The 25582-nt window shown below is 62.1% G+C and carries 20 protein-coding genes; 13 read left to right on the top strand and 7 right to left on the bottom strand.

Annotated features, from left to right (window positions below):
• The first annotated feature begins 6 nt into the window (after nucleotides 1-6).
• The 7 genes from ACOCG7_RS22235 to ACOCG7_RS22205 all read left to right on the top strand — a co-directional run bounded on the left by ACOCG7_RS22235 (nucleotide 7) and on the right by ACOCG7_RS22205 (nucleotide 8637).
• On the top strand, nucleotides 7-1035 hold the full coding sequence (locus ACOCG7_RS22235; protein ID WP_083083834.1) for a succinylglutamate desuccinylase/aspartoacylase family protein: 1029 nt from the start codon (nucleotides 7-9) through the stop codon (nucleotides 1033-1035).
• Nucleotides 1036-1218: 183 nt separating this feature from the next.
• Nucleotides 1219-1770 carry a GNAT family N-acetyltransferase gene (locus ACOCG7_RS22230; RefSeq protein WP_083083833.1) on the top strand — a complete coding sequence of 184 codons (552 nt, stop codon included), beginning with the start codon at nucleotides 1219-1221 and terminating at the stop codon, nucleotides 1768-1770.
• Between the two features lie 32 nt (nucleotides 1771-1802).
• Nucleotides 1803-2744 (top strand): ABC transporter substrate-binding protein, encoded by a 942-nt coding sequence (locus ACOCG7_RS22225; RefSeq protein ID WP_083084308.1) that lies wholly within the window; start codon nucleotides 1803-1805, stop codon nucleotides 2742-2744.
• A 76-nt stretch (nucleotides 2745-2820) separates the two neighbouring features.
• Complete coding sequence (locus ACOCG7_RS22220) at nucleotides 2821-4140, top strand: LLM class flavin-dependent oxidoreductase (protein ID WP_421379993.1); 1320 nt, start codon at nucleotides 2821-2823, stop codon at nucleotides 4138-4140.
• A gap of 51 nt (nucleotides 4141-4191) precedes the next feature.
• Nucleotides 4192-6015: an amino acid ABC transporter permease/ATP-binding protein gene (locus ACOCG7_RS22215; protein ID WP_083083832.1), complete on the top strand. Its 1824-nt coding sequence runs from the start codon at nucleotides 4192-4194 to the stop codon at nucleotides 6013-6015.
• 20 nt (nucleotides 6016-6035) lie between these two features.
• Nucleotides 6036-6968 (top strand): ABC transporter substrate-binding protein, encoded by a 933-nt coding sequence (locus ACOCG7_RS22210; RefSeq protein WP_083083831.1) that lies wholly within the window; start codon nucleotides 6036-6038, stop codon nucleotides 6966-6968.
• A 109-nt stretch (nucleotides 6969-7077) separates the two neighbouring features.
• Complete coding sequence (locus ACOCG7_RS22205; RefSeq protein WP_421380526.1) at nucleotides 7078-8637, top strand: ABC transporter substrate-binding protein; 1560 nt, start codon at nucleotides 7078-7080, stop codon at nucleotides 8635-8637.
• A gap of 188 nt (nucleotides 8638-8825) precedes the next feature.
• On the opposite strand, the gene ACOCG7_RS22200 is transcribed toward ACOCG7_RS22205, so the two are convergent.
• The 3 genes from ACOCG7_RS22200 to ACOCG7_RS22190 are packed head-to-tail and all read right to left on the bottom strand — an operon-like array spanning nucleotide 8826 to nucleotide 11533.
• Nucleotides 8826-9587 (bottom strand): ABC transporter ATP-binding protein, encoded by a 762-nt coding sequence (locus ACOCG7_RS22200; protein ID WP_083084302.1) that lies wholly within the window; start codon nucleotides 9585-9587, stop codon nucleotides 8826-8828.
• Complete coding sequence (locus tag ACOCG7_RS22195; protein WP_073428020.1) at nucleotides 9587-10477, bottom strand: ABC transporter permease; 891 nt, start codon at nucleotides 10475-10477, stop codon at nucleotides 9587-9589. The genes ACOCG7_RS22200 and ACOCG7_RS22195 overlap by 1 nt, the downstream gene beginning before the upstream one ends.
• A gap of 6 nt (nucleotides 10478-10483) precedes the next feature.
• Nucleotides 10484-11533 (bottom strand): aliphatic sulfonate ABC transporter substrate-binding protein, encoded by a 1050-nt coding sequence (locus ACOCG7_RS22190; RefSeq protein WP_083083830.1) that lies wholly within the window; start codon nucleotides 11531-11533, stop codon nucleotides 10484-10486.
• 349 nt (nucleotides 11534-11882) lie between these two features.
• Here ACOCG7_RS22190 and ACOCG7_RS22185 point away from each other — a divergent pair, with 349 nt between their 5' ends.
• From ACOCG7_RS22185 to ACOCG7_RS22160, 6 genes are all read left to right on the top strand, one after another.
• Entirely contained in the window at nucleotides 11883-13406 is a 1524-nt protein-coding gene (locus ACOCG7_RS22185; protein ID WP_143326612.1) for a sugar ABC transporter ATP-binding protein, read from the top strand.
• Complete coding sequence (locus ACOCG7_RS22180) at nucleotides 13403-14476, top strand: ABC transporter permease (protein WP_083083828.1); 1074 nt, start codon at nucleotides 13403-13405, stop codon at nucleotides 14474-14476. Before ACOCG7_RS22185 ends, ACOCG7_RS22180 begins: the two co-directional genes overlap by 4 nt.
• Before the next feature lie 145 nt (nucleotides 14477-14621).
• The gene (locus ACOCG7_RS22175; protein WP_083083827.1) at nucleotides 14622-15860 is read left to right on the top strand and encodes an SfnB family sulfur acquisition oxidoreductase; all 1239 of its coding nucleotides are present in this window, start codon (nucleotides 14622-14624) and stop codon (nucleotides 15858-15860) included.
• A gap of 78 nt (nucleotides 15861-15938) precedes the next feature.
• Nucleotides 15939-17381, top strand: a complete 1443-nt coding sequence (locus ACOCG7_RS22170) for an LLM class flavin-dependent oxidoreductase (protein ID WP_227470746.1) — start codon at nucleotides 15939-15941, stop codon at nucleotides 17379-17381.
• Between the two features lie 46 nt (nucleotides 17382-17427).
• Nucleotides 17428-18507: a substrate-binding domain-containing protein gene (locus ACOCG7_RS22165; RefSeq protein ID WP_083083826.1), complete on the top strand. Its 1080-nt coding sequence runs from the start codon at nucleotides 17428-17430 to the stop codon at nucleotides 18505-18507.
• 511 nt (nucleotides 18508-19018) lie between these two features.
• Nucleotides 19019-19894: a LysR family transcriptional regulator gene (locus ACOCG7_RS22160; RefSeq protein ID WP_083083824.1), complete on the top strand. Its 876-nt coding sequence runs from the start codon at nucleotides 19019-19021 to the stop codon at nucleotides 19892-19894.
• Between the two features lie 414 nt (nucleotides 19895-20308).
• On the opposite strand, the gene ACOCG7_RS22155 is transcribed toward ACOCG7_RS22160, so the two are convergent.
• The 4 genes from ACOCG7_RS22155 to ACOCG7_RS22140 form a co-directional block, all read right to left on the bottom strand.
• Entirely contained in the window at nucleotides 20309-21160 is an 852-nt protein-coding gene (locus ACOCG7_RS22155) for a hypothetical protein (RefSeq protein WP_083083823.1), read from the bottom strand.
• A gap of 200 nt (nucleotides 21161-21360) precedes the next feature.
• Nucleotides 21361-22461, bottom strand: coding sequence for an IS5 family transposase (locus tag ACOCG7_RS22150; RefSeq protein WP_073432307.1), 1101 nt, complete (start codon nucleotides 22459-22461; stop codon nucleotides 21361-21363).
• Nucleotides 22462-22525: 64 nt separating this feature from the next.
• Entirely contained in the window at nucleotides 22526-23473 is a 948-nt protein-coding gene (locus ACOCG7_RS22145) for a hypothetical protein (RefSeq protein WP_227470744.1), read from the bottom strand.
• A 187-nt stretch (nucleotides 23474-23660) separates the two neighbouring features.
• A complete protein-coding gene (locus tag ACOCG7_RS22140) occupies nucleotides 23661-24932 on the bottom strand; it encodes an IS256 family transposase (protein ID WP_412534878.1) in 1272 nt (423 codons plus the stop codon).
• Nucleotides 24933-25582 lie beyond the last annotated feature (650 nt).

The raw sequence follows: 25582 nt of genomic DNA, 5'->3' as shown, positions 1-25582 counted from the left end.
TTTCATATGCACCTGAATCCGATCGTCAGCGAAATCGATTTCGACGTGCCGGGCCGGCACACCGGTTATCTCCGTCTCCCGCACTCGGTGCATCGTTCCGCATACGGCTGGCTGCCCATACCGGTTGTTTCGATCCGAAATGGAAGCGGGCCTGTCGTGCTCGTGATGGCCGGCAATCATGGCGACGAATTCGAAGGGCAGATTCTCGCCGCGCAACTCACGCGCGAAATCGATCCCGCGCATGTAACAGGTCAAATCATCGTGTTGCCGGCAGCCAATGCGCCCGCGGTGGAACAGGGTCTACGGACCTCCCCGATAGACGACGGCAACCTCAACCGCGCGTTTCCCGGCGACCCGCGAGGTTCTCCCACGCAAATCATCGCGCATTACATCGAGCACGAACTGCTCGCGCGTGCCGACTATCTGATCGATCTCCATTCGGGCGGAAGTTCACTGCTCTATCACGGCGGCAACCTGCTCGCGATCGAGCCGCGCGACGAAGCCGAGAAAGCGCGGCTGATCGATTTACTGAATGCATTCGGCTTGCCGAACGCATTCATTCATCGCGAGAATTCTGTGCATGCGGCGGCAGCGGCGCGCCGTCGAGGCGCGGTATCGATCACGACCGAACTGGGCGGTGCGGGAACGGTCGACCCCACGCTGATTCGCGAGGCGCGCCAGGGGCTGCTGCATTTCCTCGGCCATGTGGGTCTGCTGCATGGACCGCTCGTGCCGGAATCGCCGCCTGCGAGTACGCGTTTCAGACGCGTCGCCGGTGCGCGGCACTACGTTTATGCCTACGACAGCGGCGTTTACGAGCCGCTTGTCGAACTCGGCGAACGAGTGAGTCATGGGCAACCCGCTGCGCGAATCCATTTCCCCGATACGCCATGGCGCGAGCCTGTGATTCGCCATTTCGACAGCGACGGAGAAGTGGTCTGCAAGCGCGTGCCCGCGATGGTCCGACGAGGCGATTGTCTGTTTCATCTTGCCGAGGACGACGCGTCGTTCTCCGCGGCGCCCGCGCGGCGATGATGTTCTATTGACGGATACGATGCGCCGATAACCGAAAGCGCTGCGCGGGCAATCGAACGGACATCAAAAAACATTCGCCGCAGCGGCACCATATTCATATACCAATTGCTTGTTTAGCCGTCGAACGACGGCGCGCTATCGTGTGAGCTCCCGAAGACAAGCCGGCACGTCCGGTCGATCGTCATGAGCCTTAGCGTTGTCGATACCACTCCGCTCGATCCGCTCGCCGCGCCTTTGCTGAGCGCTTTACAGCGCGAGTACGCCACGCGCTACGCGTCGTTTCACAAGGACAACGGCGAGTCGGCCGCGCAGGAAATCGCGCGTTATCCGGCCGAGGCGTTTGCGCCGCCGGAGGGTGCATTCATTCTGCTGCTGCGGGACGGCGCGGCGATCGGCGGTGGCGCGTTCAAGCGCTACGACGCGCGCACCGCGGAACTCAAGCGTGTCTGGACGCGCGACGATGTGCGCCGCCAGGGTCTCGCGCGCCGCGTCGTGCAAGAGCTCGAACAACGTGCGCTCGCTCAGGGTTACACCCGCGTTTATCTGACCACCGGCTTCCGGCAGCCCGAAGCGTGGGCGTTGTACACGAATACCGGCTACGCCAGCCTGTTCGACATGTCCTTGCCGCCCGAGGTGCATGTTCATTTGCGCTACGGCAAGGATCTGCTCGCTCCGGGCCGCATCGATACCCTCGACGATCTTCGCGCGAAAGAAGTCCACCTCGCAACCCGATAAACCGACCTGCAATTCCCCTAGAGAAAATGACGATGAGATTGCGCGCGCATCTTGCAACGCTTCTATTGGCGAGCATGGCCGGCATGACGGCCGGCATCGCTCCAGCCCTCGCCGCCGCGCCGGGCTTCGATCTGAGCCCGGCGCAACAGAACCGGATTCGCGGCACGCAAGACCCGGCCGCCATCAAGGCCATACCTTCGAACTTCGGCTTCGTCGCGAAGAATGCGTTGACGGTGGGCATCGTCGTTGGTCATCCGCCGATCAGCACCTACGCGAGCGACGCGAGGACGGTAGTCGGATTCGACCCGGACCTCGCGCAACTGATTGCGGACAGTCTCGGCAAGCATCTCGACGTCGTGATTCTCTCGTGGCCGGACTGGCCGCTGGCCCTTGTGTCGGGCAAGGTCGACGTGGTGATTTCCAACGTCACGGTGACGGAAGAGCGCAAGGCGAAGTTCGACTTCTCGACCTACCGGCAGGATCAGATCGGCTTCTATGTGAAAACCGACAGTCCGATCAGGCAAATCGCGGAGCCGAAGGACGTTGCCGGTCTGCGGATCATCACCGACGCCGGGACCAATCAGGAAACGATCCTGCTGGAGTGGGACCGGCAGAACGTCGCGCACGGACTCAAGCCGGTTTCCGTGCAGTACTACGACGACGATGCGGTGAAGTCCGTCGCGCTGCAGTCGGGACGGGCGGACGCGATTTTCAGCGTCAACGCGGTGCTTGCCTACGATGCGGCGAGGCAAGGCAAGACTCGCCAGGTCGGCACGTTGAGCGGCGGCTGGCCGCGCACGGCGGAGGTCGCGGTGACGTCGCGCAAGGGCAGCGGTCTCGCCGATCCGCTCACCATCGCGCTGAACGATCTCATCCAGAACGGACAGTATCGTTCGGTGCTCGCGCGCTGGCATCTCGAGTCCGAGGCGATCGGGAAGGCGGCGACCAATCCGCCGGGTTTGCCGAAGTCGTGACGCGCGGGGCGATCCTCTTGCGAGCGCGAACGCATCACCCGCTTCGATCTTTTTCTTCTGTGTGGCGAACGACATCATGAGCAAGCACATCCCATTCGGCATCATGCTGCAAGGCGCCGGCAGCCACATGAACGCGTGGAAGCATCCCGCCGGTCCCGCGGATGCCAGCGTCAACCTGGATTTCATGATCGGGACGGCGCAGAAAGCCGAAGCTAACGGCATTGCGTTCGCATTCGTCGCGGACGGTCTCTACATCAACGAGAAATCGATCCCGCACTTCCTGAACCGCTTCGAGCCTGTTTCGATCCTGTCGGCACTCGCCACGGTCACGTCGAAGATCGGTCTCGCGGGTACGGTTTCAACGTCGTATAGCGATCCGTTCACGGTCGCACGGCAGTTCGCCTCGCTCGATCTGATCAGCGGCGGCCGCGCCGGCTGGAACGTCGTCACGACGCCGCTCGAAGGCACCGCCAGGAACTACGGCGGATCGCATCCGGAACACGCGTTGCGCTATGAAATCGCGGACGAATACCTGAGCGTGACACAAGGGCTGTGGGACAGTTGGGATGACGATGCATTCGTGCGTGATCGCGAGCGCGGCGTGTTTTTCGATCGCGACAAGTTGCACGCGCTGAATCATAAGGGAAAATTTTTTCAGGTAGCGGGGCCGCTCAATATCCAGCGTTCACCGCAAGGGCAGCCGGTGATCTTCCAGGCCGGCTCGTCGGATGCGGGCATCGCCTTGGCGGGCAAGTATGCCGATGCGGTGTTCACGCATTCGGTCTCGGTCGAGGAGACGCGGCTCTTCGCGCAGCGCGTCAAGGACAGCGCCGCGGCGCAGGGGCGCAGCCGCGACCACGTGAAGATCTTCCCCGGCATCGGCCCGATCGTCGGCGCGACGCATGAAGAAGCCGAAGCGAAGTACCGGGCGATTCGCGATCTGCTCAATATCGATGAAGCGCTCGCCTATCTGGGCCGCTTTTTCGACCATCACGACTTTACGCAGTACCCGCTCGATGCCCCGTTCCCCGAACTCGGCGATATCGGCAGAAACAGCTTCCGCTCGACGACCGACCGCATCAAGGCCAATGCGCGCAACCAGGGGCAAACCTTGCGCGAAGTCGCGCTCGAAGTGGCGACGCCGAAGACGCATTTCCTGGGAACGGCCGAACACGTGGCCGATGAGCTCATTCGCTGGATAGAAGCAGGCGCCGCGGACGGATTCATTCTCGGCTTCGCGGTGCAGGCGCAGGGCCTCGACGATTTCGTCCGTTACGTGATTCCCGAACTGCAGCGGCGCGGCCGTTACGAAACGACGCTCACGGGCGCGACGCTGCGCGACCATCTTGGCTTGCCGCGCAAGGAAAGCCGCTACGCGCTGACCGAGACTGCATAAACAGACACGAACGGGCACCAGACGGGCACCAGAACGAACACGGTACGAACGATGAACGAAGCCGCTAAAGTCGCCGTACAGGCGCCGGGTTCCGTGCAAGGAGAATTGCAACGGGACCGCAACCGATATCACGTCGTGCCCGCGAAGCATCGCGCGCGCACTGCCGGCGCGGCCGTCGCGGCGATCCTGATCGCGCTCGTGCTCGACTCCGTGCTGGGTAATCCGCGCTGGGGCTGGGGCGTTTTTGCCGAATGGTTTCTGTCCGAACCGGTGCTCTCGGGACTTGGGCGAACACTGCTGCTCACGGCGCTGGGTGCGTCGATCGGCTTCGCGCTCGGCATGCTCATCGCGCTGGCAAGAGTCTCGCGTTCTTCGCTTCTGGCAGGCAGCGCGTGGGTCTTCGTGTGGTTGTTCCGCTCGATTCCGCTCATCGTGCTGCTGCTTATTCTGAACAACCTCGGCTATCTGTACGAGACCATCAGCTTCGGTATTCCCTTTACCGGCATCGCGTTCGCACATTGGCCGACCATCGAGGTCATCAGTCCTTTCTGCGCGGCCGTTCTCGGCCTGACGCTCAATCACGCCGCTTTTTCGGCGGAAGTGATTCGCGGCGGGATTCTGTCCGTCGATCAGGGGCAGCTAGAAGCGGCTGCGGCGCTGGGGTTGCCGCGGCTTCGCCAGGCGAGACGCATCGTGCTGCCGCAGGCCATGCGGGCCATCGTACCGACCGCGTTCAACGATCTCATCTCACTGACGAAGGGATCGGCAATGGTCTATGTGCTGGCCATGCCCGAACTGTTTTACACGGTGCAGATCATCTATCGGCGCAATCTCGAAGTCATCCCGCTGCTGATGGTGGCGACCGTGTGGTATCTGATCATCCTCACGGTGCTCTCGGCGATTCAGGTGTATGTCGAACGCTATTTCTCGCGCGGGGCCACGCGCGGCACAACGTCGTCCCCATTCGACGATTTAATCAAGGCGCTTGCAGGGTTTGTTTTGCGTCGGCGGCCGCGCCGGCGCGAAACCGCGTTGTCCGGCGAGTCGCGGCCTGCCGTCGCGCCGATTGATTCGAAGATCGCCGGCGATGCGAATCCTTGGATCGATCAGCGCGCAGGCGGCGAGATCGTCATCCACAACGTCTCCAAGAGCTTCGGTGCACTGAAAGTGCTCGACAACGTTTCGCTCACCATGCGTCCCGGCAGCGTGACGGTGATCCTCGGTCAATCGGGCTCCGGCAAGTCGACGTTGCTGCGCACGATCAATCATCTCGAACGCGTCGACGACGGTTTTATCGATATCGACGGCGAACTGATCGGATACCGCCGTGAAGGCATGACGCTCCACGAACTGAAGGAGAGGGACGTGCTGCGGCGTCGGGGGGACGTCGGCATGGTTTTTCAGAACTTCAATCTCTTCCCGCATCTGAGCGTGCTGGACAACCTCGTCGAGGCGCCTGTCGCGCTTGGCCGCCTGCCGCGCAAGGACGCGGAGCGGCTCGCCCAGGGTCTGCTTGCGCGCGTCGGGCTGGCGGATAAGGCGCACGCGTGGCCGCGGCAATTGTCGGGTGGCCAGCAGCAACGGGTCGCGATTGCTCGCGCATTGGCGTTGAGGCCAAGGGTGCTGCTGTTCGACGAGCCGACATCCGCTATCGATCCCGAACTGGTGAACGAAGTGCTCGACGTCATCGAGGAACTGGCGCGCTCCGGGACCACGATGGTGATCGTCACGCATGAGATCGGCTTTGCGCGGGAGGTGGCCGACACCATCGTGTTCATGGATCGCGGGCGGGTGATCGAAGTCGGTCCGCCGGCAAGCGTGCTGAACGAACCGCAACATTCCCGCACGCGCGAATTTTTGTCGCGTGTGCTCTGACCATTCCTTCTTCGCGACAGATGATCAACAGGCGAACATTCGTTATGACGGGCATCGCGGCGGGGCTGGCGGCGATCGGCGGCGCTCAGGCCGCGCCGACCGGCATCGACCTCAGTCCGCAACAACCGGGACGTTTACGTACCGGCAAAAACGAGCAGGCGATTGCGGCGCTCGCGAATCGCTACCGGTTTGTGAGGGAAGGGTTCTTTACGGTCGCCATCTCGCCGCACGGCCCGCCCACCGCGACCTATGCGACGGATGCGCGAACCGTCGTCGGGTCGGATGCGGACTACGCGCAACTGATCGCCGATGCGCTGGGGCTCAAGCTCGACATCGTGCCGATTGCATGGGTCGACTGGCCATTGGGTTTGACGTCGGGGAAATACGACGCGGTCATCTCGAACGTCGGTGTAACGGAGCAGCGCAAGGAGAAGTTCGACTTCACCACGTACCGTCAGGGCTTGCACGGTTTCTATGTGCGAACCGCCAGCCCGATACGCGGCATCGCGGAGCCGAAAGACATTGCGGGCCTGCGCGTGATCACCGGCTCGGGGACGATTCAGGAAAAGATCATCCTCGAATGGAACCGGCAGAACGTCGCGAAAGGTCTCAAGCCCGTCGAGCTTCAGTATTTCGACGACGACGCGGCGAGCCGCGTTGCGCTGCTTTCCGGTCGAGCGGACGTCGAGTTCAATCCCAATGCGCCGCTTGCGTACGACGCCGCGCGAAGCGGCGCGATTCGCCAGGTGGGAACCGTGAATGCGGGCTGGCCCGCGAGAGCGGACGTTGCGATTGCAACACGCAAGGGCAGCGGACTCGTCGACGGGCTGACACTCGCGACCAACGGTGTGATCGCCAACGGGACTTACGCGCGCTCGCTCGCGCGCTGGGGGATTCAGGCCGAGGCGCTGAACCGTTCCGAAAGCAACCCGCCGGGCCTGCCAACATTCTGACTCAACGCCAATGACCTTCCGTTCCATTCTTTCCGGCGCGCCGTTGCGGCGCGCCATGTTGCGTGTCTCGCGTCTCGTCGTCCCGGTGGTGCTGGTCGGCGCGCTGCTGATGAACGGCGCGCCCGTCCACGCGGCGCCGACAGGCACGCTCGTGTTCTGCTCCGAAGGCAGCCCCGCCGGGTTCGATCCGGGCCAGCACACGACCAGCACCGATTTCGACGCGAGCACCAATACGGTCTATAACGAACTGGTGCAGTTCCGGCGCGGCACGCTCGATCTCGAACCCGCCCTGGCGACGAGTTGGGACATTTCCGCGGATCAGCGCACGTACACGTTTCATCTGCGCGGCGGCGTGAAGTTCCATACGACCGCATGGTTTCGCCCGACCCGCGACTTCAACGCCGACGACGTGCTGTTTACGTTCAACCGCATGCTGCATGCCGACGATCCGTTCCGCAAGGCCTACCCGGCCAGTTTTCCGTATTTCAGCGATCTGGGCTTCGACAGGAACATCGAGAGCATCGAGAAGGTCGATGCTCTCACGGTGCGCTTCCGGCTCAAGGAGCCGGACGTGATCTTCGTGCGCAATCTTGCGATGAGCTTCGCGTCGATTCTGTCAGCCGAATATGCGGAGAAGTCGAGCGCGGCGCATCGCGAGGCGGACATCAATCAATTGCCGGTGGGAACGGGCCCCTTCGTATTCCGCTCGTACCAGAAGGACGCGCTGATCCGCTACGACGCCAATCCCGGCTACTGGCGTCCGGACGACGTCAAGCTCGCGCATCTGATCTTTGCGATCACGCCTGATCCGGCGGTACGTATCCAGAAGCTCGCGAGCGGCGAATGCCAGGTGTCGGTATTTCCACGTCCCGCCGATCTGGAGGTTCTGAAGCGAAACGCCGCGCTTACCGCCGTTTCGGGCGTCGGCTTCAATGTGGGCTTCGTCGCCTATAACACGCAACATGCGCCGCTCAACCATGTGGAAGTGCGCCGCGCACTCGATATGGCCATCGACAAACCCGCGATCATTCAGTCGGTTTTTTCGGGCAATGCGACCATTGCGTCGAATCCGATGCCGCCTGCCCAATGGTCGTACAACAAGCAGTTGAAGGACGCGCCGTACGATCCCGCAAAAGCCAAGGCGCTGCTTGCGCAGGCGGGCTTTCCCAACGGTTTCGAGATTTCGCTGTGGGCGATGCCGGTGCAGCGTCCATACAATCCCAATGCGCAATTGATGGCGCAACTGATCCAGCAGGACTGGGCGAAGATCGGCGTGCGCGCGAAGATCGTGAGCTACGAGTGGGGCGAATATAACCGCCGCGCGAAGCAGGGCGGCGAACACGACGCAATGCTGTACGGCTGGTCGGGCGACAACGGCGACCCCGACAACTGGCTTGGCACCTTGCTCGGGTGCGATGCGGTACACGGCAGCAACGTGTCGAAATGGTGCGATCCGGCGTTCAACGCGTTGATCGACAAGGCGCGCGCGGCGGCGAACGTCGACGAGCGGACGGCGCTCTATCAGCAGGCGCAGGTCATCTTCGAGCAGCAGGTGCCGTATACGCCGATCGCGCATTCCATCGTCTCTCTGCCGGTGTCGAAGCGTGTCAAGGGGCTCGCGTTTTCGCCGCTCGGCAGTCATCGCTTCGAAGGCGTGTGGTTGGAGTGAGGGTGGACAGACCGGCATGCCCGATTCGCGATCCGAACAGTGATTCGACGTGGGCCGGCCTCGTTTGGCTTGCGGGCGGTGGCAGCGGATGACAGCAAGGTTTGGACGTCGGCGCAGTTCATCACGTTGGAGTCTTCCTGCGATACCGGGTAGCAGGTCTTGACCTTCGCGCAGCGATGACTGGCGGCTCAAGCAGCGGGCAGCGCCGCGCCGATACCGCTCAGCAATTCGTCTCGCACGCGGGCTAGCGATGCGTCGCGCCGGTCGCGCGGCCGGGGCGCGGCAATCCCGACGTCTCGCGCGAGACAGCCCGCGCCGTTCCTGCCGGATGGCGCGAGCAACAGCACGCGATCCGACAAATACAGCGCTTCGTCGAGATCGTGCGTGACGAGCAGCGCCGCGGTGCCGTGCGCCCGCGTGAGCGATAACAATAGATCCTGCAGCCGTGTCCGGGTGATCGCATCGACGGCGCTGAACGGTTCGTCGAGCAGCAGCAGATCGGGCCGTGGGAACAGGCCGCGTGCCAGTGCGACGCGCTGCGCCATGCCGCCGGAGAGCTGCTTGGGCAACGTCTTCTCGAGACCGGCGAGACCTACCTCGCCGAGCAGTTCCGCCACGCGCGGATCGGTGCCTCGTTGCGGCCGGGTGGAAAACGCGACATTGTGGCCGACGTTCAGCCATGGCAACAGGCGAGGCTCCTGGAAAATCACGCCAACCCGCGCCGATGGTCCGCGTTGCGGCACGCCGTCGAGCAGGATTTCGCCATCGAAGTCGCGGTCGAGACCCGCAATCGCGCGCAGCAGGGTGCTCTTGCCGCAGCCGCTCGGCCCCACGAGGCTCACGATTTCGCCGCGTCCGATTGCGAACGTCACGCGTTCGAGCACGGTGCGTCCGTCGTAGCCCTTGCTGACTGCGCGGACTTCGAGCAGAGTTGGTGCGTTCGGCTGCATCAGCGCGCGCTCCGCGAAGAACGTTGATCGGTTGCCGTGTCGCGCCACGACAGCGTATGCGCCTCGATCGCCTTAAGAACACTGTCGCTGAGCTTGCCCAGCAACGCGAGCAGCAGGATCGCGCCGAACACGAGGTCGGGGCGCCCGGTCTCGCGCCCATCGCTGAGCAGATAGCCGAGTCCGCGGGTGGCCGCGATCAGTTCCGCCGCCACCATGAACATCCAGGCAAGACTCAAGCCCGTGCGCAGTCCGGTGAAGATCTGGGGGAGCGAGGCGGGCAACAGGATGCGTGTGAAAAGCGCACGCTGATCCAATCGATTGACTTCACCGAGTTCGATCAGTTTTCTGTCGACGTCGCGAATCCCCGCCACGACGCTCAATTGCACCGGAAAAAACGCGCCGATCGCGATCAGCGTGATTTTCGGCGCCTCGTCGATACCCATCCACAGCAGGAGAATGGGCACCCACGCCAGCGACGGAATCGCGCGCAGTGCCTGAAACGCCGGATCGAGCAACGCGTCGAGACGTCGGCTCAAACCCATCGCCGCGCCGAGCAGCAACGCGAGTGCGGCGCCGAGGCCGAAGCCTGCCAGGACGCGAACGCAGCTTGCCCCGATATGACGACCGAGGCGGACGCCGCCGAGCTCCCACAGTGTCTGCGCGATAGCGCTCGGCGCCGGCACCAGATGCTCCGGCAGGACCGACAGGCGAACCAGCACTTCGACAACGGCAAGGAAGCCGAATGGCAAGGCGAGGCCGGCGATGCGCCAATGCCTGAGCGGGTCGCGCGGGCGCGCGAGCGCGCGGCGAACGGGTTCGGCTGAGCCGCGGTTGGGGAGCGCGAGCGAATCGTCGGCGGCTATGCTGATCTGACGGACTGTGCGGCTCATGTATCGTTACTTGCCGCTGCTCGTCGCGATGACCGGCTGTGCTGCCTTTACGTCGATCAACGCATCGATCACGGCATTCAGATCGGTGCCGGGTTTGACCAATTGCTCGCGCACGAGGAGCGGCGCGGCGGCTTTCAGCGCAGCCAGTTGCCGTTCGCCGGGCTGAGGTTGACTGAAATCGTTGCGGCTCAGTTGCAGTCTCGCAACCGGCAGCGACAGCTTCGAATCCTCCGCGACGATTTTTGCCGCTTCGTCCGGATGGGCGGCGATCCACAGGCGTGCTTTCTCGTATGCCTTCAGCACGTGAGCCAGCGTATCCGGATGCGCGGCGATAAAGTCTTGCCGCGCATTCAGAAACCCCCACGTGTTGAAGTCCACGTTGCGGTAAAGCAGGCGGGCGCCGTCGTCGATCTGCGCGGCCGCCATATGCGGATCGAGACCCGCCCATGCGTCCACCTGACCGTTCGCCAGCGCGACGCGTCCGTCCGGGTGTTGCAGGTTGACGATCTCGACATCGTCGCGCGACAGGCCCGCAGTGTGCAGCGCACGCAACGTGAAGAGGAAGGGATCGGTGCCCTTGGTTGCGGCGATCTTTTTGCCTTTCAGATCGGCAAGCGTCGTGATCGATGAATCCTTGCGCACGACGAGCGCCGTCCATTCGGGCCGCGAAAAGATATACACGGCGCGAATCGGATTGCCGTTCGCCTTGGCGAGCACCGCGGCGAGGCCCGCGGTCGAACCGATGTCGATGGCGCCGCTGTTCAGATATTCGAGCGCGCGATTGCTGCCGAGACTCAACACCCATTTGACTTGCGTATGATCGGGCGCGAGTTCCTGTTCGAGCCAGCCATTGCGCTTGATGACGAGGCTCTCGGGCGAATAGTACGCATAGTCGAGTTTGAGTTCGGCCGGCGGCGCAGCTTGCGCTGCAAGAGGCGTGAGGGCGGCAATACCGGTGATAGCGGCTATAGCGACCGCGGCAGACGCGAGAGAAGCGGCCAGTCCGGCCAGCAGACGGCGCGGCTTCTGAACGAATGCACCCCGGGAGACTGTCATTGAATGGTCCTTGAAACCGTATCGTTGTGACCGGTCAATGTAATCAATGCACAGGCGCAAGCGAACCAATAAAAGCTCACAACCAAAGCACGGCGTCCGCAATAGCGGCAATCATCTGCGTCTGGTGAATCTTTCCTTTGTCGATCGCCCGGCGATCCTGGACCATCAATCAATTCTGGTATCGATATGTCGGCGGAGACTAAGCCCGGCGCCATATTCAAATCACAAATGATCGTTTCTGCCGCGCTCGAATCGCCGCTAGCATGGTTCGATTGAAGGCTGCTGTGATTACAGGCTAGTCGATCGCATCGTTCAGGAGAGCGCCACGGAAAACGCAACGCACCAACGGATTGCCGGCGTCGCGGCGCAGCCGGCAGGCAGCGCTTCGCGCGCACCGCTGTTAAGCGCCACGGCCGTGACGAAACGCTTCGGCGCGACGCTCGCGCTGTCGAACCTCGATCTGTCGATTCATCCGGGCGAGGTCGTCGCGTTGATGGGCGCGAACGGAGCGGGCAAGTCGACGCTCGTGAAGATCTTGAGCGGCATTTATTCACCCGACAGCGGCGCGTTGACGCTCGACGGCAAACCGTACCGCCCCGCGTCCGCGCAGGCCGCGAAGCAACTCGGCGTCGCGACGGTGCACCAGTCGATCGCCGATGCGGTCGTGCCCGCGCTGTCGATCGCCGACAACCTGCTGCTCGAGCGCCTGTGCGATCCGGGTTCGCCGTGGCGCGTGCCGCCTGCCGCGCGGCGCGCGGCGGCCCGACCGCTCGCGGAACGCGTCGGTCTGCGGGTCGACCTCGCGGCGCCGCTGAGTTCGCTGTCGCTCGCGAATCAGCAACGCGTGACGCTGGCCCGGGCGCTCGCCTCGCGCCCCAGGCTGCTGATTCTCGACGAACCCACCGCGAGCCTGTCCGCCGCCGAAGCCGAGCGGCTGTTCGCGCAGCTCGAACCGTTGCGGGAGGAGGGCGTCGCGATTCTGCTGGTCTCGCATCGCATCGGCGATTTGCGGCGCATTGCAGACCGGATCGCGGTGGTGCGCGATGGACGCCTGGTTGCCGACCTTCATCCGCCGATCGATTTCGACGCCGCCGTCGAAACGATGATCGGGCGCCCGTTGCCGGATGCGCGCAATCGGCGGACGGCCGGCACGCTGCCGCTCGAACCGTCGTTCAGCCTGCGCGATTTCCAGTTGACGCCGCACAGCGTGCCGTTCGACCTCGACGTGCGACGCGGCGAGATCGTCGCGATCGCGGGTCCGGTCGGCGGCGGCAAGTCGCGGCTCGCGAGCGCGATCTTCGGTGCGACGCGCGCGAGCGGCGGCCGCATGCTGCTCGACGGACAGCCGTGGCGTCCCCGTTCGCCAGCCGCGGCGATTCGCGCGGGCGTGTTCCTCGCCGGCGAAGACCGTTGGCGGTCCTCGCTGTTTCCCGACAGCGTGCCGTTCGCGTCGATCGCGGGCACGCTCAGCTTTCCGTTCCTGTCGCGCTGGTTCCGACGCGGCACGGTGAAACGGGCGACGGAACGCGAAGTCGCCACGCAGGCGATCGCCAGTTTCGAGATTCGCTGCACCGGCCCCGACGATCGCCTGACGCGGTTATCGGGCGGCAATCAGCAGAAGGTCGTGCTGGCCCGCTGGCACGTCGAACCCGCGCGGCTGCTGTTGCTCGACGAACCGTTTCAGGGCGTCGACGCGGGCGCGCGCGCCGACATCGCCGATACGTTGCGGCGCCATGCGCCACGGCGCGCGACGATCGTGTTCGTCAGCGATCTCGAAGAGGCCTTCGAGATCGCCGATCGCGTGGTCCGCTTCGATCGCGCGACGCTCGATCATCATCCCACCCACGACCTGAGTGCTCTTTCCGATCGATGAAATCCGTCACCCCTTCCGTTGTGCGCGATGCGGCCGGCAACCGCCGTGCGCGTCCCGCGCTGCGCGGCCTACGTGGCTTGCGTGGCTTGCGCGATCATCTGGAGCGCACCGGCATCCTGCTGGTGCTTGCGATCCTGATCGCCGTGTTCGCGACGAAAGAACCCGCGTTCCTGAACATCGACAACCTGTTCAGCATCCTCCAGGCGGTATCGATCGTTGCGCTGCTCGGGATCGGCGTGACGATCACGCTGGCCGCGGGCGGCTTCGATCTTTCGGTCGGCAGCGTGGCCGCGTCGGCGCAGATGGCGGCGAGCTACGTGCTGATCGTCTGGCATGGCGGGATGCTGGAAGCGGTCGCCGCGTGTCTCGTGCTCGGCGTGGCGGCCGGCCTGTTCAACGGCCTCCTGATCACGCGGCTGCGCGTGCCGGATCAACTGGCGACGCTCGGCACGCTGTTCCTGCTCGCCGGGTTGCAATTGATTCCGACCGGCGGTCGCTCTCTTGCCACCGGCACGATCTTGCCCGACGGCTCCGAGGCGAGCGGGATGTTCCCCGACGCGTTTCTGGCGCTCGGCCGCCTGCGTCTGTTCGACGTGGTGCCGTTGCCCGTGCTGGTGCTCGCGGTGCTGACCGTGCTCGCGTGCATCGTGATGGAAACGACCCGCTGGGGGCGCGTGATCTATGCGATCGGCGGCAACGAGACGGCCGCGCGACTCGCGGGCGCGCCGAGCGCGCGTTACCGGATCGCGGCCTACGTGGCGTCGGGCGCGATCGCGTCGCTGGGTGGCGTGCTGATCGCCGCGCGGGTCGGGCGTGGCGATGTCAGCGCCGGTCACTCGCTGCTGCTCGATGCGGTGGCGGCGGCGCTGATGGGTTACGCGGTATGGGGCGCGAAGCGGCCCAACGTGTTCGGCACGGTGGTGGGCGCGGTGTTCGTCGGCGTGTTGCTCAACGGGCTGACGATGCTCAACGCGCCTTACTACATGCAGGATTTCATCAAGGGTGTGCTGCTGGTGCTCGCGCTGGCATTCACGTTCAGTGTCGGGCGGCGCGCGGACTCGCACGCGTAAGCCGCGCGGGAGCGGCCACGGCCGCGGACGCGCTGCGCGCAAATCCTTTGCATTCGCCAAGGAATATCGATTGCGGAATCGTTCAGTTTGCGCGCGTGATGGCCGCTGATAGATTGAGCGAACGGTCATGCAAACGGAGACTCCCATGGCAGAAGTTGACGAAGCGGTTTCCTCGAAAACGTTCGATGCAAACCGGTCCGCGGCGCATGTGATTGCCGACGACGCCGAAGCGCTCGCCGTGGCCCACGAACTGGCGGCCCGTCTCGCGAAAGGCGCCGCCGGGCGCGATGCGGAGCGCCGTCTGCCGCACGAGGAAATCGAATGGTTCTCGCAGTCGGGCCTATGGGCGATCACCGTGCCGAAGGCATACGGCGGCGCGGGCGTGTCCTTCGTCACGCTGACCGAGGTGATCAGGATCATTGCAGCGGCGGATTCGTCGCTCGGACAGTTGCCGCAAAACCACTTCGGTCTCGTCGACGTGGTCGCGCTGACCGGCAGCGAAGCCCAGAAGCAGTATTTCTTCGCGCAGGTGCTGGGCGGCAAACGCTTCGGCAACGGCTTTTCGGAGAAGGGCACGAAGAACGTGCTGGATCTGAAGACGAGCGTGACGCGCGACGGCGAAAACTACGTGGTGCACGGCACGAAGTTCTATTCGACCGGCGCGCTGTTCGCCGACTTCGTACCGGTGCTCGGACTCGACGCCGAGCGCAAGGGCTGGCTCGCCTATATTCCGAAGGGCACGTCGGGGCTGAGCGTGATCGACGACTGGTCGGGCTTCGGCCAACGCACGACCGCCAGCGGCACGGTGACGCTCGACCACGTGCGCGTGCCGGCATCGCACGTGTTGCCCGCGCATCGCGTGACCGATTTTCCGACGCTCAACGGGCCGATCTCGCAGATCATCCAGGCCGCGATCGATGCGGGCATCGCCCAGGCCGCGCTCGCCGACACGCTCACGTTCGTGCGCGCGCGCTCGCGGCCGTGGATCGACAGCGGGGTCGAACGCGCGAGCGACGATCCGTTGACAGTGCGCGAAATTGGTCATCTGCATATTCAGTTGCATGCGGCCGAAGCGCTGCTCGAACGGGCGGCGCGCGTGCTCGACGCGAGCGCGGCAAAGCCTGAAACGACCGAAGACGACGTCGCGCGCGCGTCGGTCGCGGTCGGCGAGGCGAAGGTGCTGACCACGGAAGTCGCGCTGCTCGCGGGCGAAAAGCTGTTCGAGCTTGCCGGCACGCAGTCGACGCTCGCCGAGCACAACCTCGATCGCCACTGGCGCAACGCGCGCGTGCATACGCTGCACGATCCGGTGCGCTGGAAATATCACCTGGTTGGCAACTACTATCTGAACGGCGTCAAACCGGTGCGGCATCCGTGGAATTGACGGGATGACCGTGCTTCGCGCTATCGCTCGCGGCCGGCTGTGCCGGCGCGCCGTCGTCATCTTCCACTGAATCCGAACATGGCTAGAGAAATCCGCCTCAACGCTTTCGACATGAACTGCGTGGGGCATCAGTCGCCGGGCTTATGGGCGCATCCACGCGATGCATCGTGGCGTTACAAGCAGATCGACTACTGGACCGACCTCGCGAAGCTGCTCGAGCGCGGCAAGTTCGACGGCCTGTTCATCGCCGACGTGCTGGGTATTTACGACGTCTTCAACGGCAACGGCGAGGCCGCGATCCGCCAGGCCGCGCAGGTGCCCGTCAACGATCCGATTCTGCTGGTGTCGGCGATGGCGAACGTGACCGAGCATCTCGGCTTCGGCCTGACCTGCTCGCTGTCGTACGAACATCCGTATCCGTTCGCGCGGCGCATGTCGACGCTCGATCATCTGACCAACGGCCGGGTTGGCTGGAACATCGTCACGTCGTATCTGGATAGCGCGGCGCGCAATGTCGGCTTGCCCGCCCAGGTGAATCACGACGAGCGCTATTCGCTCGCCGAGGAATATCTCGAGGTTTGCTACAAGCTCTGGGAAGCGTCGTGGGAAGACGATGCGGTGGTGCGCGACGCCGGGCGGCGCGTGTTCACCGAGCCGTCCAGGGTCCACCCGATCAACCACCGCGGCCCCTATTTCGACGTGCCGGGCATTCACCTCTGCGAGCCGTCGCCGCAGCGCACGCCGGTGTTGTACCAGGCGGGCGCCTCGAAGCGCGGCAAGGATTTTGCCGCGCAGCACGCCGAGTGCATTTTTATCGCCGCGCCGTCGCGCACGATCCTGAAGCATTTCGTCGCCGACATCCGCGCGCGTGTGAAGTCGTTCGGACGCGATCCGCACGACGTGCTGATCTTCAATCTGCACACGGTGATCACCGGCAACACGTCGGCCGAGGCGCACGCGAAGCACGCCGACTATCGCCGCTATACGAGCGACGAGGGCGCGCTCGCGCTGATGTCGGGATGGACCGGCATCGACCTGTCGAAATACGACCTCGACGAGCCGCTGCGCTATGTCGAGAGCAATGCGGTGCAATCGGCGGTGGAGGCGCTGTCGAGCGCCGATCCGACGCGCGTGTGGACCGTGCGCGAGATCGCGAAGTGGGGCGGCATTGGCGGCCTGGGGCCGCTGTCGGTCGGCAGCCCGCAGGAGATCGCCGACGAGTTGCAGTCGTGGGTCGAGGAAACCGACGTCGACGGCTTCAACCTCGCGTATGCGCTGACGCACGAGAGCTTCAGTGATTTCGTCGACCTCGTCGTGCCCGAACTGCAACGGCGCGGCGTTTATAAAACCGACTACGCGGCGGGCTCGTTGCGCGAGAAGCTGCACGGGCGCGGCCCGCGGCTCGCCGAGCCGCATCCGGGCACGGCTTATCGGAGTCAGGCGCTGAATCAAGCGCTGAATCAGGCGAGTGCCAATGGGCAGGCCGATGCGCCGGCCCACACACCGGCACATGCCGGATAAAACCTATCCATCACTACGCTGTCCTTTTCCGGTCTGGAGATCGCTGATGAAATCATTTCCGCGTCGCAAGTTCGAGACGAGCCTGAAGGCGCGCGCGCTTGCCGTCGTCGTCGCCACGGCCGCCACGATGCTGGCAGGCGCCGCCGCGCACGCCGCGCCGCTCAAGGGCGCGCCGGCGCCGTTCGACAAGGGCGGCGTGAAAGTCGCGCTCGTCAACTATCTGTCCACCGGCGATTTCTTCCAGGCCTACGAGGCCGGCGCGCAGAAGCAGGCGAAGGCGCTCGGCATCGATCTGCGCATCTACGAAGGCCGCCAGGACGCGGCGGAGCAACGCGAGCAGATCCAGCAGGCGATCAGCCTCGGCGTGTCGGCGATCATCGTCAATCACGGCTTGCCCGAATCGCTGAAGGACGTCGTGCAACGCGCGCTCGACAAGGGCATCAAGGTCGTCGCGTTCGATGTCGACCTCGGCAATCCGAAGGTGCCCCAGATCGAGCAGAGCGATCACGACCTCGCGGCGCTGCTGCTCGACCAGGCGGTGAAAGACAACGGCGACGCGTTCTCGGCCGGCTACGTCTATGTCGCCGGTTTTGCGCCGCTCGACCGGCGCGATGCGGTGTGGCGCGACTTCAAGGCCGCGCATCCGAAGGTTCAGGAAAAGGCGCGCTGGGGCACGGTCGACAATCCGATCGCGCAGTCCGTCGCCAATCAGGCCGCGGCCGCTTATCGCGCGCATCCCGAGATTCGCGTGGTGTTCGCGCCTTACGACGAATTCGCGCGCGGCGCGAAGCTCGCCGCGGACGAGGCGAACCTCGCGTCGAAGCTGCGCATCTACAGCGCCGACATTTCGACGTCCGACATCGAGGCGATTCGCGCGCCGAACAGCGCATGGGTCGCGACCGCGGCGACCAACCCGGTGGTGGTCGGCGCGGTGTCGGTGCGCGCCGCCGCGCTGTTGCTGGCGGGGCAGGAGCCCGAGCACCGGATCGTCGTCAAGCCGGCGTTGATCACGCGCGACGATCTGCTGAAGAACAACATCAGGACGATCGCCGAACTCGGCCAGAAGTTTCCGGCATTCCGCGCCAGCGACGCGGCCACCGCTGCATGGATTCCGGCGGCCGACTGAGCATCGCGGACCTCGGCGTTGGCACATCGCATCGAGCACGGAATCAACACCTCCTTCACGCAATGCTCGCGTGGCCGCAAAGGCAACGTGTCGAAGAAGAAACCGATCGTCCTCAGCGCCTTCACGATGAACACCGTGTCCGGAAGAAGGCCATCATGAATCGCGGCCTCGGGGAACGGCCTGGTTCAGCGCGGCCATCGTTTGCGGGAGACGACGGCGAAGCTCACGGCGATGGCGCCCGCCTGAACGTGGCCATCGTCTGCCGAGAGTACGCCGGCGAAACGAGGGCGATGAGGGCGGCGCTCCCGACCCGCCAGGAGATCCTGCGTAGGATCGGGATTGCAGGCGCGGTCGTCAACTGGGACATCTGTGCGCGGCAGCCGATGTAGATGACGCTTACGGTTTGTCGGGGCCATGAGTCATCGCATGTGGAAAGATTTAATCCCGTATTGAACGACTCGATCATCGATTAGTAAAATGAATGATTTGATCGATGCGATAACAGTACGGAATGGAACTCAAACTGCTGCGAACGTTTTTGTCGGTCGTCGAGTTGCGTCATTTCGGACGCGCGGCGGAGGCTCTTCATTTGAGTCAGCCGGCGTTGAGCAAACAGGTTGGCGCGCTGGAGGCGAGCCTGGGCGCGAAGCTGTTCGAAAGGGGGCGGCATGGCGCGGAGCTAACGCGGTTCGGGGAAATTTTCCTGCCCGATGCGCAAGCGCTCGTCTGCGACGCGGACGAGATTCTCGCGCGTGCGCGAGAGGCGGGCAGCGGCAGACGTGGGCATTTGCGGATCGGCATTTGCCTGTCCGTGCTGATGATCGCGCCGCAGATCATTGCCGACTTCCGCCAGCAGTATCCGGGCATTGCCGTCGCGTTGAGCGACCTGTCTTCCGCTGAGCAAACCCGACGCCTTTTGGCGGGGAAGCTGGATGTGGGCTTTATGCGGATGCCCTCGGTCGAAGGGCTCTCGTCTCTTCGCGTGATCGACGAGACATTGGCGCTGGCGTTACCCCCAGGCCTTGAGCGCGTGCGTCTTCCGTCCGACTTTGGCAAGCTGAATGAAATGGGTTTCCTGGCCTTGCGGCGTGCGCGTGGGCCCGGACTCGCGGCTCAAGTCGACGCCTGGTGCCGCGAACAGGGCTTTGTACCGAACGTGACGCAACAGGCTGATGATGTGCAGTCTGTCCTGGCATCTGTCGCTGCTGGCGTTGGCGTCGCGTTCGTTCCCTCGCGTGCGCAACATCTGCTTCGGGACGCTACAGTCCTACAGCTTCGCGGAAGACACGCGAAATGGCGCGTAGGGCTTGTGTGGGCGGATGCGCAAAAGAATCCTGTTACGTCACGGTTCGTCCCGTTTGTGCGCGCCGCGCTGAAAGGCGTTTGATTCTTCTTTGTGGCGTCCACGGTTGTTTCTGAATTCGCGAGGATTGTCATGGCGCGGCCGCTGGTGACGGTATGACGTGACAGCCTGTAGCCGACCCTCTCCGGCCTTTGGGAGCCGCGAGAGTCGAAGGGCGGCTCTCGCTGGGCAACGGACGACGAGACGAGTAATGACCCTATGGCAAGTTCGGTGCCGACCGAATACAGCCGGCACCGTGAGTTAATTTGATCCCAGTCTCCCTATTCCCAAGGGGAGCCAACTAGATCTCCACCAAAAAGCGAGAGACCTGCGCCAGCGAAAAGTGATGCCCCACGTTACGTAACCAGTCGCGACCCCAACCGCGGCTGCGCCTAGAACGATGCCGCGGGTCTCAACACCGAGAAGTTGTGTTTGAAAATAAGTCGATAAAATTCACGATCAAACGACATTCAAAAGCGGATTTGCGTCTGCAAAGAAAACACAGGCGAAATTATTTGGTGTTAACGCCTCGTCCTTTTCGTAATCGAGAGATTTTAGATATGTCTTTTCGGATGCGGACAATGCTTTTAATGTGGCGTTAATCGTTGTTTTCCTTCCCATTGCGCTTGTCATGCGCGTAACGGAATTTAGAAGTATATCTAAGTAAGAATGCAAATTCTCAACCAAAACATCGAGATCGCCATGCGCCGTTGCACTATGCATTAGCGTGTTCCGGGTGATATATATCCGCCGTATTTGCCACTCCAACCTTTTTCGGTGTCTAAGAAGCTCGTCCTTCACCTTTCCGCGTGTTGAAAAATTTTCGAACAGAGAAAACATTCTATATCGCAGCAATGGAGAAACGGATGGCAGCTTTAAAAGCTCATCGAGCTTATCTGAAAACTCAGGGCATACGATAAGCGCCACGACATTTTTCTCAAAGACGTCGCCGCACGGGAGGCTATTTACAATGGCAATGGCTTGCGCGCCGGCATTTTTGACGCCCATCGCAACATACCTGAATTTTTTTTCCACATATACCAATATCTGGGGCGGCAAAATATGATCGAGCACCGAGCCAATTCTGGGGCTTTCGTCAATAGGCTGAGGTACGAAGCCCTCCAATGCTGCCCATAAATCGATCAGCTGGTTCTCCAGAGAACTTGAATCTAACGCCTCCTTATGAAACCGAAGCGCGGAAATCAATGATTTTCTTGAGGACTCTGATAAATTTCCGATGGCAGAAATCAGATCCTTAGTTTTAATTTCGTCGGTAATCGTAAGAGTTTGGAGAGTCTGGCCGCGTAGCATAACATTGGTCGGGCGTTTAATCCGTAACTCTTTTCCAGAATCTAAATCTTTAACAGGCCGTTGAAATATCCGTCGTTGATGCGCTCAGATGCATTACGACGGATGCTGGGTTTGCACTTTTGAAACGCGGAACACGATTGCGGGCATTCGGCGTTACTCGGGGGTTCACCATATCGGTGTTATCCATTGCTTCCAGCCCCTCAACCGGCAAGTGTGCGCATACGCGTCAGGTTGTAGCCGACCTGCGTCAGCACGAAGAGCTGGTCTACGCGTTCAAGTCCCCGATACATCGCTTGTCGAATTCGCCCGACTGTCTTGCCCCATCCGAACACCTGTTCAATGCGTTTACGTTTTTGCTGGCTGACCGCGTAGCCCGGCCAGCGCGTAGTTCGCTCGTCAATTGCTGAACCTCCTGGACGCCCATCGTTTTGCGCCACATGCGGCGTCACACGGTTCGCTCGACAACTGGCCACGAAACCGGCGGTGTCGTAGTTCTTGTCCGCGCCGACTGTGATGCCGAGCGGCGCAACACTTGCGGCATCGGCAAGCATCAGCTCGGCCGCGTCGCGCTCGGCGGTGCCCGTCGCCAGCGTCACCTGCGCGTTGACCACCAGGCCATGCCGGTTGTCTGTCAGCACGTGGCCCATATAACAGAGCATCGCTCCGGTTCCTTTGCTCTTGCGAAACAGGCGTGCCTGCTCGTCCGTCGTGGATTGGTGCGTCTCGTTACTGCGTTTCTGTCCGTGCCAGTTGTCATTCGGCGCTGGCGGTTCGTCAGGAGGCGTGTCGTCTTCGTCTGGACTTGCCTTCGGCACGAAGCTCTTATGCCCGGCCCATGCCTGAATCAACGTGCCGTCGACGCTAAAGTGCTCCCCAGAAAGATATCCGCGCTCGCGCGCGGTCTCGACTGTCTCGTTGAACAGCAACACCAGCACATCGTGTTCGAGCAACCGGTCGCGGTTCTTGCTGAACGTCGAGTGGTCCCACACGGTCCCGTCCATCGGCAGGCCGACGAACCAGCGGAACAGCATGTTGTAGGAAATCTGTTCCACCAGCATGCGCTCGCTACGAATCGAATACAGAACCTGCAGCAAAAGAGCTCGCACCAGCTTCTCCGGCGCGATGCTCGGCCGACCTCCTTTCGCGTCAGCCTCGTACATCCGCGCGAACACATCGTCCATGCGTTTAAGCGCGCCATTGAGCCAGATGCGAATCGGACGCAAGGGATGGTCCTTCGGCACAAAATCGTCCAGCTTCAACACCGTGAACATTGACTCGGTAAAACCATCTGGCCCACGCATCCGTTCCATCTCGCTCTCATTGATGACATCAGTTCAACGTTTACGCCTGCGTCCCGGATGACCGCTACATGAGGTATTTCACCGGCCTGTTAATGAGGCAATCTTGCCCGAAATGCGCTACGGGAGAGTGATTTAAAAATTGGTAGATAGAGTTGTTTGCATTAATCGACACAAAAAATCTTTCGCGAGCACTAAAAGCATCGCGGGCCTCGATGTTGGTGCGCAGCGCATACATATCAAAGCCACCTAGCTGCTGAGATACGCTATCAGCGAGCTCGAGCAAAGAAAGTTTGTTAAAGCCAGTCGGCTCTTTAATGAACTCCAGCCGACCAGATCGCTCCGTCTCTTTTGGTAGATTCAATTTGCATCGAGTTATACCTATATATTTTTTCTGATCGCCAGTAAATTTTGAAAAAAACTCCAATACAACCGTCTTGGCATCGATGGCATCTTGCATCGAAAGTTTTGCCGCAAGGCAGTTCTTTGATATATGTCGTATGTATTCTCGACTATAGCCAAGCGTCTGGAGTTGGACAACAAGACTATCGCTCACAGCCGAGATTTTTTTCTTTTCTTTGTGTGAAAGAATTGAATTCAGCAAAAGTTCTTGAGCAGACGTTATATAGTCGGATAACAAGCCAATTGCACCAGCCAAAGAGTCGGCGGCTTCAAGTATCAAACGTGGTTTATTTTCAGAAATAGCCTCCTTGACTTCCTCGATCATGCGAAGCAATACGTTTTTGTTGTGCATCGCCTGGATAACGTAGTCGTTTCTGATGCTGTCAGCAAGCTCCTCTAGGAGTGGATTAAGAGCTTGTGGTTTCTGAGTCGTTGCGTAAGTGTGCCGGAGCAGTCGCTCCAATTCTCGCGCGCGGCCCAGCGTGTTTAACGCCGATATCTTGAAAGAATCGTCAGTGGAGTGAGCTAGGAGCTCGCGCATCCGCTCAGAGAAGAATATGAGGCCTTCACGTAAGTCTTTGTTGTGGGCGCTGCTCACGCGGACTGTTTTCATAGTAATCCCCGATATCTATAGATGGGCATGCTGTCGCAGGCGAAAGCGTATCTCACTGTCTGGCACCTGGGAAGTTTTGGAGGCTACCGATGGTGTTTACGAGTAGCGAAGGCAGGACCGTCCAAAGAGAGTTGTAAATCTGACGTTGAACCTGTCCGCATTTTTGTGTGCGAGGCGATGGGCGGAGTTACCCGCGTGCGTTGGTGAATCGCTCACCAAACAGGATAGCAAACTGGTTCATGGCGGATGACCAGTCGAATGCCGCCCGTACTGATTTTGCCAGCACGTTGCGCAGCGCCAGCCAGAGCAGCTTGATGGCGGCCTCGTCGTTGGGGAAGTGGCCGCGGGTCTTGATGATCTTGCGCAGCTGCATGTTCAGACTCTCAATGGCGTTTGTGGTGTACACGACCCGGCGTATCTCGGGGGGAAACACGAAGAACGGCGTGACGTTCTCCCACGCTCGTCGCCACGACTGCACGATCGTCGGGTACTTCGCTCCCCATGGGCCTTCGGCGAAGGCCTCCAGGGCCTGCAGGGCGGCCGGTTCGCTCGCGGCTGCATAGATCGGACGCAGCGCCGCGGCGACGCTCTTGCGGTCCTTGTAGCTCGCGTACTCCAGACTGTTGCGGATCAGGTGCACGATGCAGGTCTGCACGGTCGTGCGCGGGTACGCCGTGCCGATCGCCCCGGCCAGGCCCTTCAGGCCGTCGACCACCGCGATCAGGATGTCCTGGCAGCCGCGCGTCTTCAGTTCATTGAACACCTTGAGCCAGAACTTCGCGCCCTCGGTCTGTTCGATCCACAGGCCGAGCACGTCGCGCTGGCCATCGGCCTGGATGCCCAGCGCCAGATAGACGGCCTTGTTGCTCACCACGCCGTCGTCGCGGATCTTCACGCGCAGCGCGTCGAAGAACACCACCGGATACATCGCCTCGAGCGGGCGGCTCTGCCAGGCGAGCGTCTCGGCCATCACCTCGTCAGTGACCGAACTGATGAAGTCGGGGGAGACCCCGGTGCCATAGCTCTCGGCCAGGAACGCCTGGATTTCGCGCACGCTCATGCCCCGCGCGTACATCGCGATGATGCGTTCGTCGAAGCCCGTGAAACGGCGCTCGTGTTTGGGAATCAGCAGCGGCTCGAAACTCCCCTCGCGATCGCGCGGCAGATCGACCCTGAGCGGGCCGCGCTCGGTGATCACCGTCTTGCCGCTGGCGCCATTGCGTTCGTTGGTCTGCTCGGAGGGTTTGGGCTGACCGGGCCGGTAGCCCAGATGCATGTTCATCTCGGCGCCCATCGCGCGCTCGATGAGCGCCTTGTTGAACGCGAGCATCAGGTCCTGGACCTCGGCGGGCGTCATCGGCCCCTTGACCAGTTCATCGAGCAGCGCTTCAGGCAGGGCAGGCAGCGGCCCTCGGGCCGCTGCCTGCGAAGCGACGGTGCGTTTCTTCTTCATCGGCATATCCATGACTTTGATCCTTCATGATATGCCTCGCCCACGAAATTACGGATAGGTCCCTGACGTTTGGATGGCGACCGAAGAGCACATTCGAGAGGTCCGCTCCTGACCGCGTGCCACCCGATGCCGTCGGCACACATCGCCCGCAATATTCCTTGACCACCATCGCCGGCCGCGCTTAAAGGCCACATCCCAAGAGCAAAGTGAATGATATGAACGCCCCCACCATCGCTACATGCAGCGTCAGCGGTACATCGGTGGCCAGCGATGGCTACCGAATAGAAATCGGTGACCATTGGCCTACTCAGCCGGAGGATCCATCATGACGCATACGATCGTGGGTGAGTGGACATCGCAACAAACGTAATGCGGGTGCACCGGGTCGCTCCAGAAACCGGCGAGATCGTGAACAAGCCTGTCAAACGGCTGTGTTTCTCGAATATTTCGCCAATCGCCATCCTTGTCCTATCGATATGGAGTCTTGCAGCGTATCCCGACACCGGGCGCGGCGATTGATGGGGTGCGGCAAAAATCCTGAACTGATTTTGTGCCGCAATTCCGAGACTCTCCCGGTATTCGAGCTGGCCGAGTGAGTCAGGCGAGACCTTGATCCTCTTGGTGTTATACCCGCGGATGTAAGGGTCAACTACCGC

Source organism: Paraburkholderia sp. DD10, assembly GCF_049177125.1.
GTDB lineage: Bacteria > Pseudomonadota > Gammaproteobacteria > Burkholderiales > Burkholderiaceae > Paraburkholderia > Paraburkholderia terricola.
This window is presented reverse-complemented; position numbering and strand designations above follow the sequence as displayed.

Coding starts and splice junctions, on each gene's coding strand:
- ACOCG7_RS22235 (WP_083083834.1), top strand. CDS start 7: ATGCACCTGAATCCGATCGTCAGCGAAATCGATTTCGACGTGCCGGGC.
- ACOCG7_RS22230 (WP_083083833.1), top strand. CDS start 1,219: ATGAGCCTTAGCGTTGTCGATACCACTCCGCTCGATCCGCTCGCCGCG.
- ACOCG7_RS22225 (WP_083084308.1), top strand. CDS start 1,803: ATGAGATTGCGCGCGCATCTTGCAACGCTTCTATTGGCGAGCATGGCC.
- ACOCG7_RS22220 (WP_421379993.1), top strand. CDS start 2,821: ATGAGCAAGCACATCCCATTCGGCATCATGCTGCAAGGCGCCGGCAGC.
- ACOCG7_RS22215 (WP_083083832.1), top strand. CDS start 4,192: ATGAACGAAGCCGCTAAAGTCGCCGTACAGGCGCCGGGTTCCGTGCAA.
- ACOCG7_RS22210 (WP_083083831.1), top strand. CDS start 6,036: ATGATCAACAGGCGAACATTCGTTATGACGGGCATCGCGGCGGGGCTG.
- ACOCG7_RS22205 (WP_421380526.1), top strand. CDS start 7,078: ATGAACGGCGCGCCCGTCCACGCGGCGCCGACAGGCACGCTCGTGTTC.
- ACOCG7_RS22200 (WP_083084302.1), bottom strand. CDS start 9,587: ATGCAGCCGAACGCACCAACTCTGCTCGAAGTCCGCGCAGTCAGCAAG.
- ACOCG7_RS22195 (WP_073428020.1), bottom strand. CDS start 10,477: ATGAGCCGCACAGTCCGTCAGATCAGCATAGCCGCCGACGATTCGCTC.
- ACOCG7_RS22190 (WP_083083830.1), bottom strand. CDS start 11,533: ATGACAGTCTCCCGGGGTGCATTCGTTCAGAAGCCGCGCCGTCTGCTG.
- ACOCG7_RS22180 (WP_083083828.1), top strand. CDS start 13,403: ATGAAATCCGTCACCCCTTCCGTTGTGCGCGATGCGGCCGGCAACCGC.
- ACOCG7_RS22175 (WP_083083827.1), top strand. CDS start 14,622: ATGGCAGAAGTTGACGAAGCGGTTTCCTCGAAAACGTTCGATGCAAAC.
- ACOCG7_RS22170 (WP_227470746.1), top strand. CDS start 15,939: ATGGCTAGAGAAATCCGCCTCAACGCTTTCGACATGAACTGCGTGGGG.
- ACOCG7_RS22165 (WP_083083826.1), top strand. CDS start 17,428: ATGAAATCATTTCCGCGTCGCAAGTTCGAGACGAGCCTGAAGGCGCGC.
- ACOCG7_RS22160 (WP_083083824.1), top strand. CDS start 19,019: ATGGAACTCAAACTGCTGCGAACGTTTTTGTCGGTCGTCGAGTTGCGT.
- ACOCG7_RS22155 (WP_083083823.1), bottom strand. CDS start 21,160: ATGCTACGCGGCCAGACTCTCCAAACTCTTACGATTACCGACGAAATT.
- ACOCG7_RS22150 (WP_073432307.1), bottom strand. CDS start 22,461: ATGCGTGGGCCAGATGGTTTTACCGAGTCAATGTTCACGGTGTTGAAG.
- ACOCG7_RS22145 (WP_227470744.1), bottom strand. CDS start 23,473: ATGAAAACAGTCCGCGTGAGCAGCGCCCACAACAAAGACTTACGTGAA.
- ACOCG7_RS22140 (WP_412534878.1), bottom strand. CDS start 24,932: ATGCCGATGAAGAAGAAACGCACCGTCGCTTCGCAGGCAGCGGCCCGA.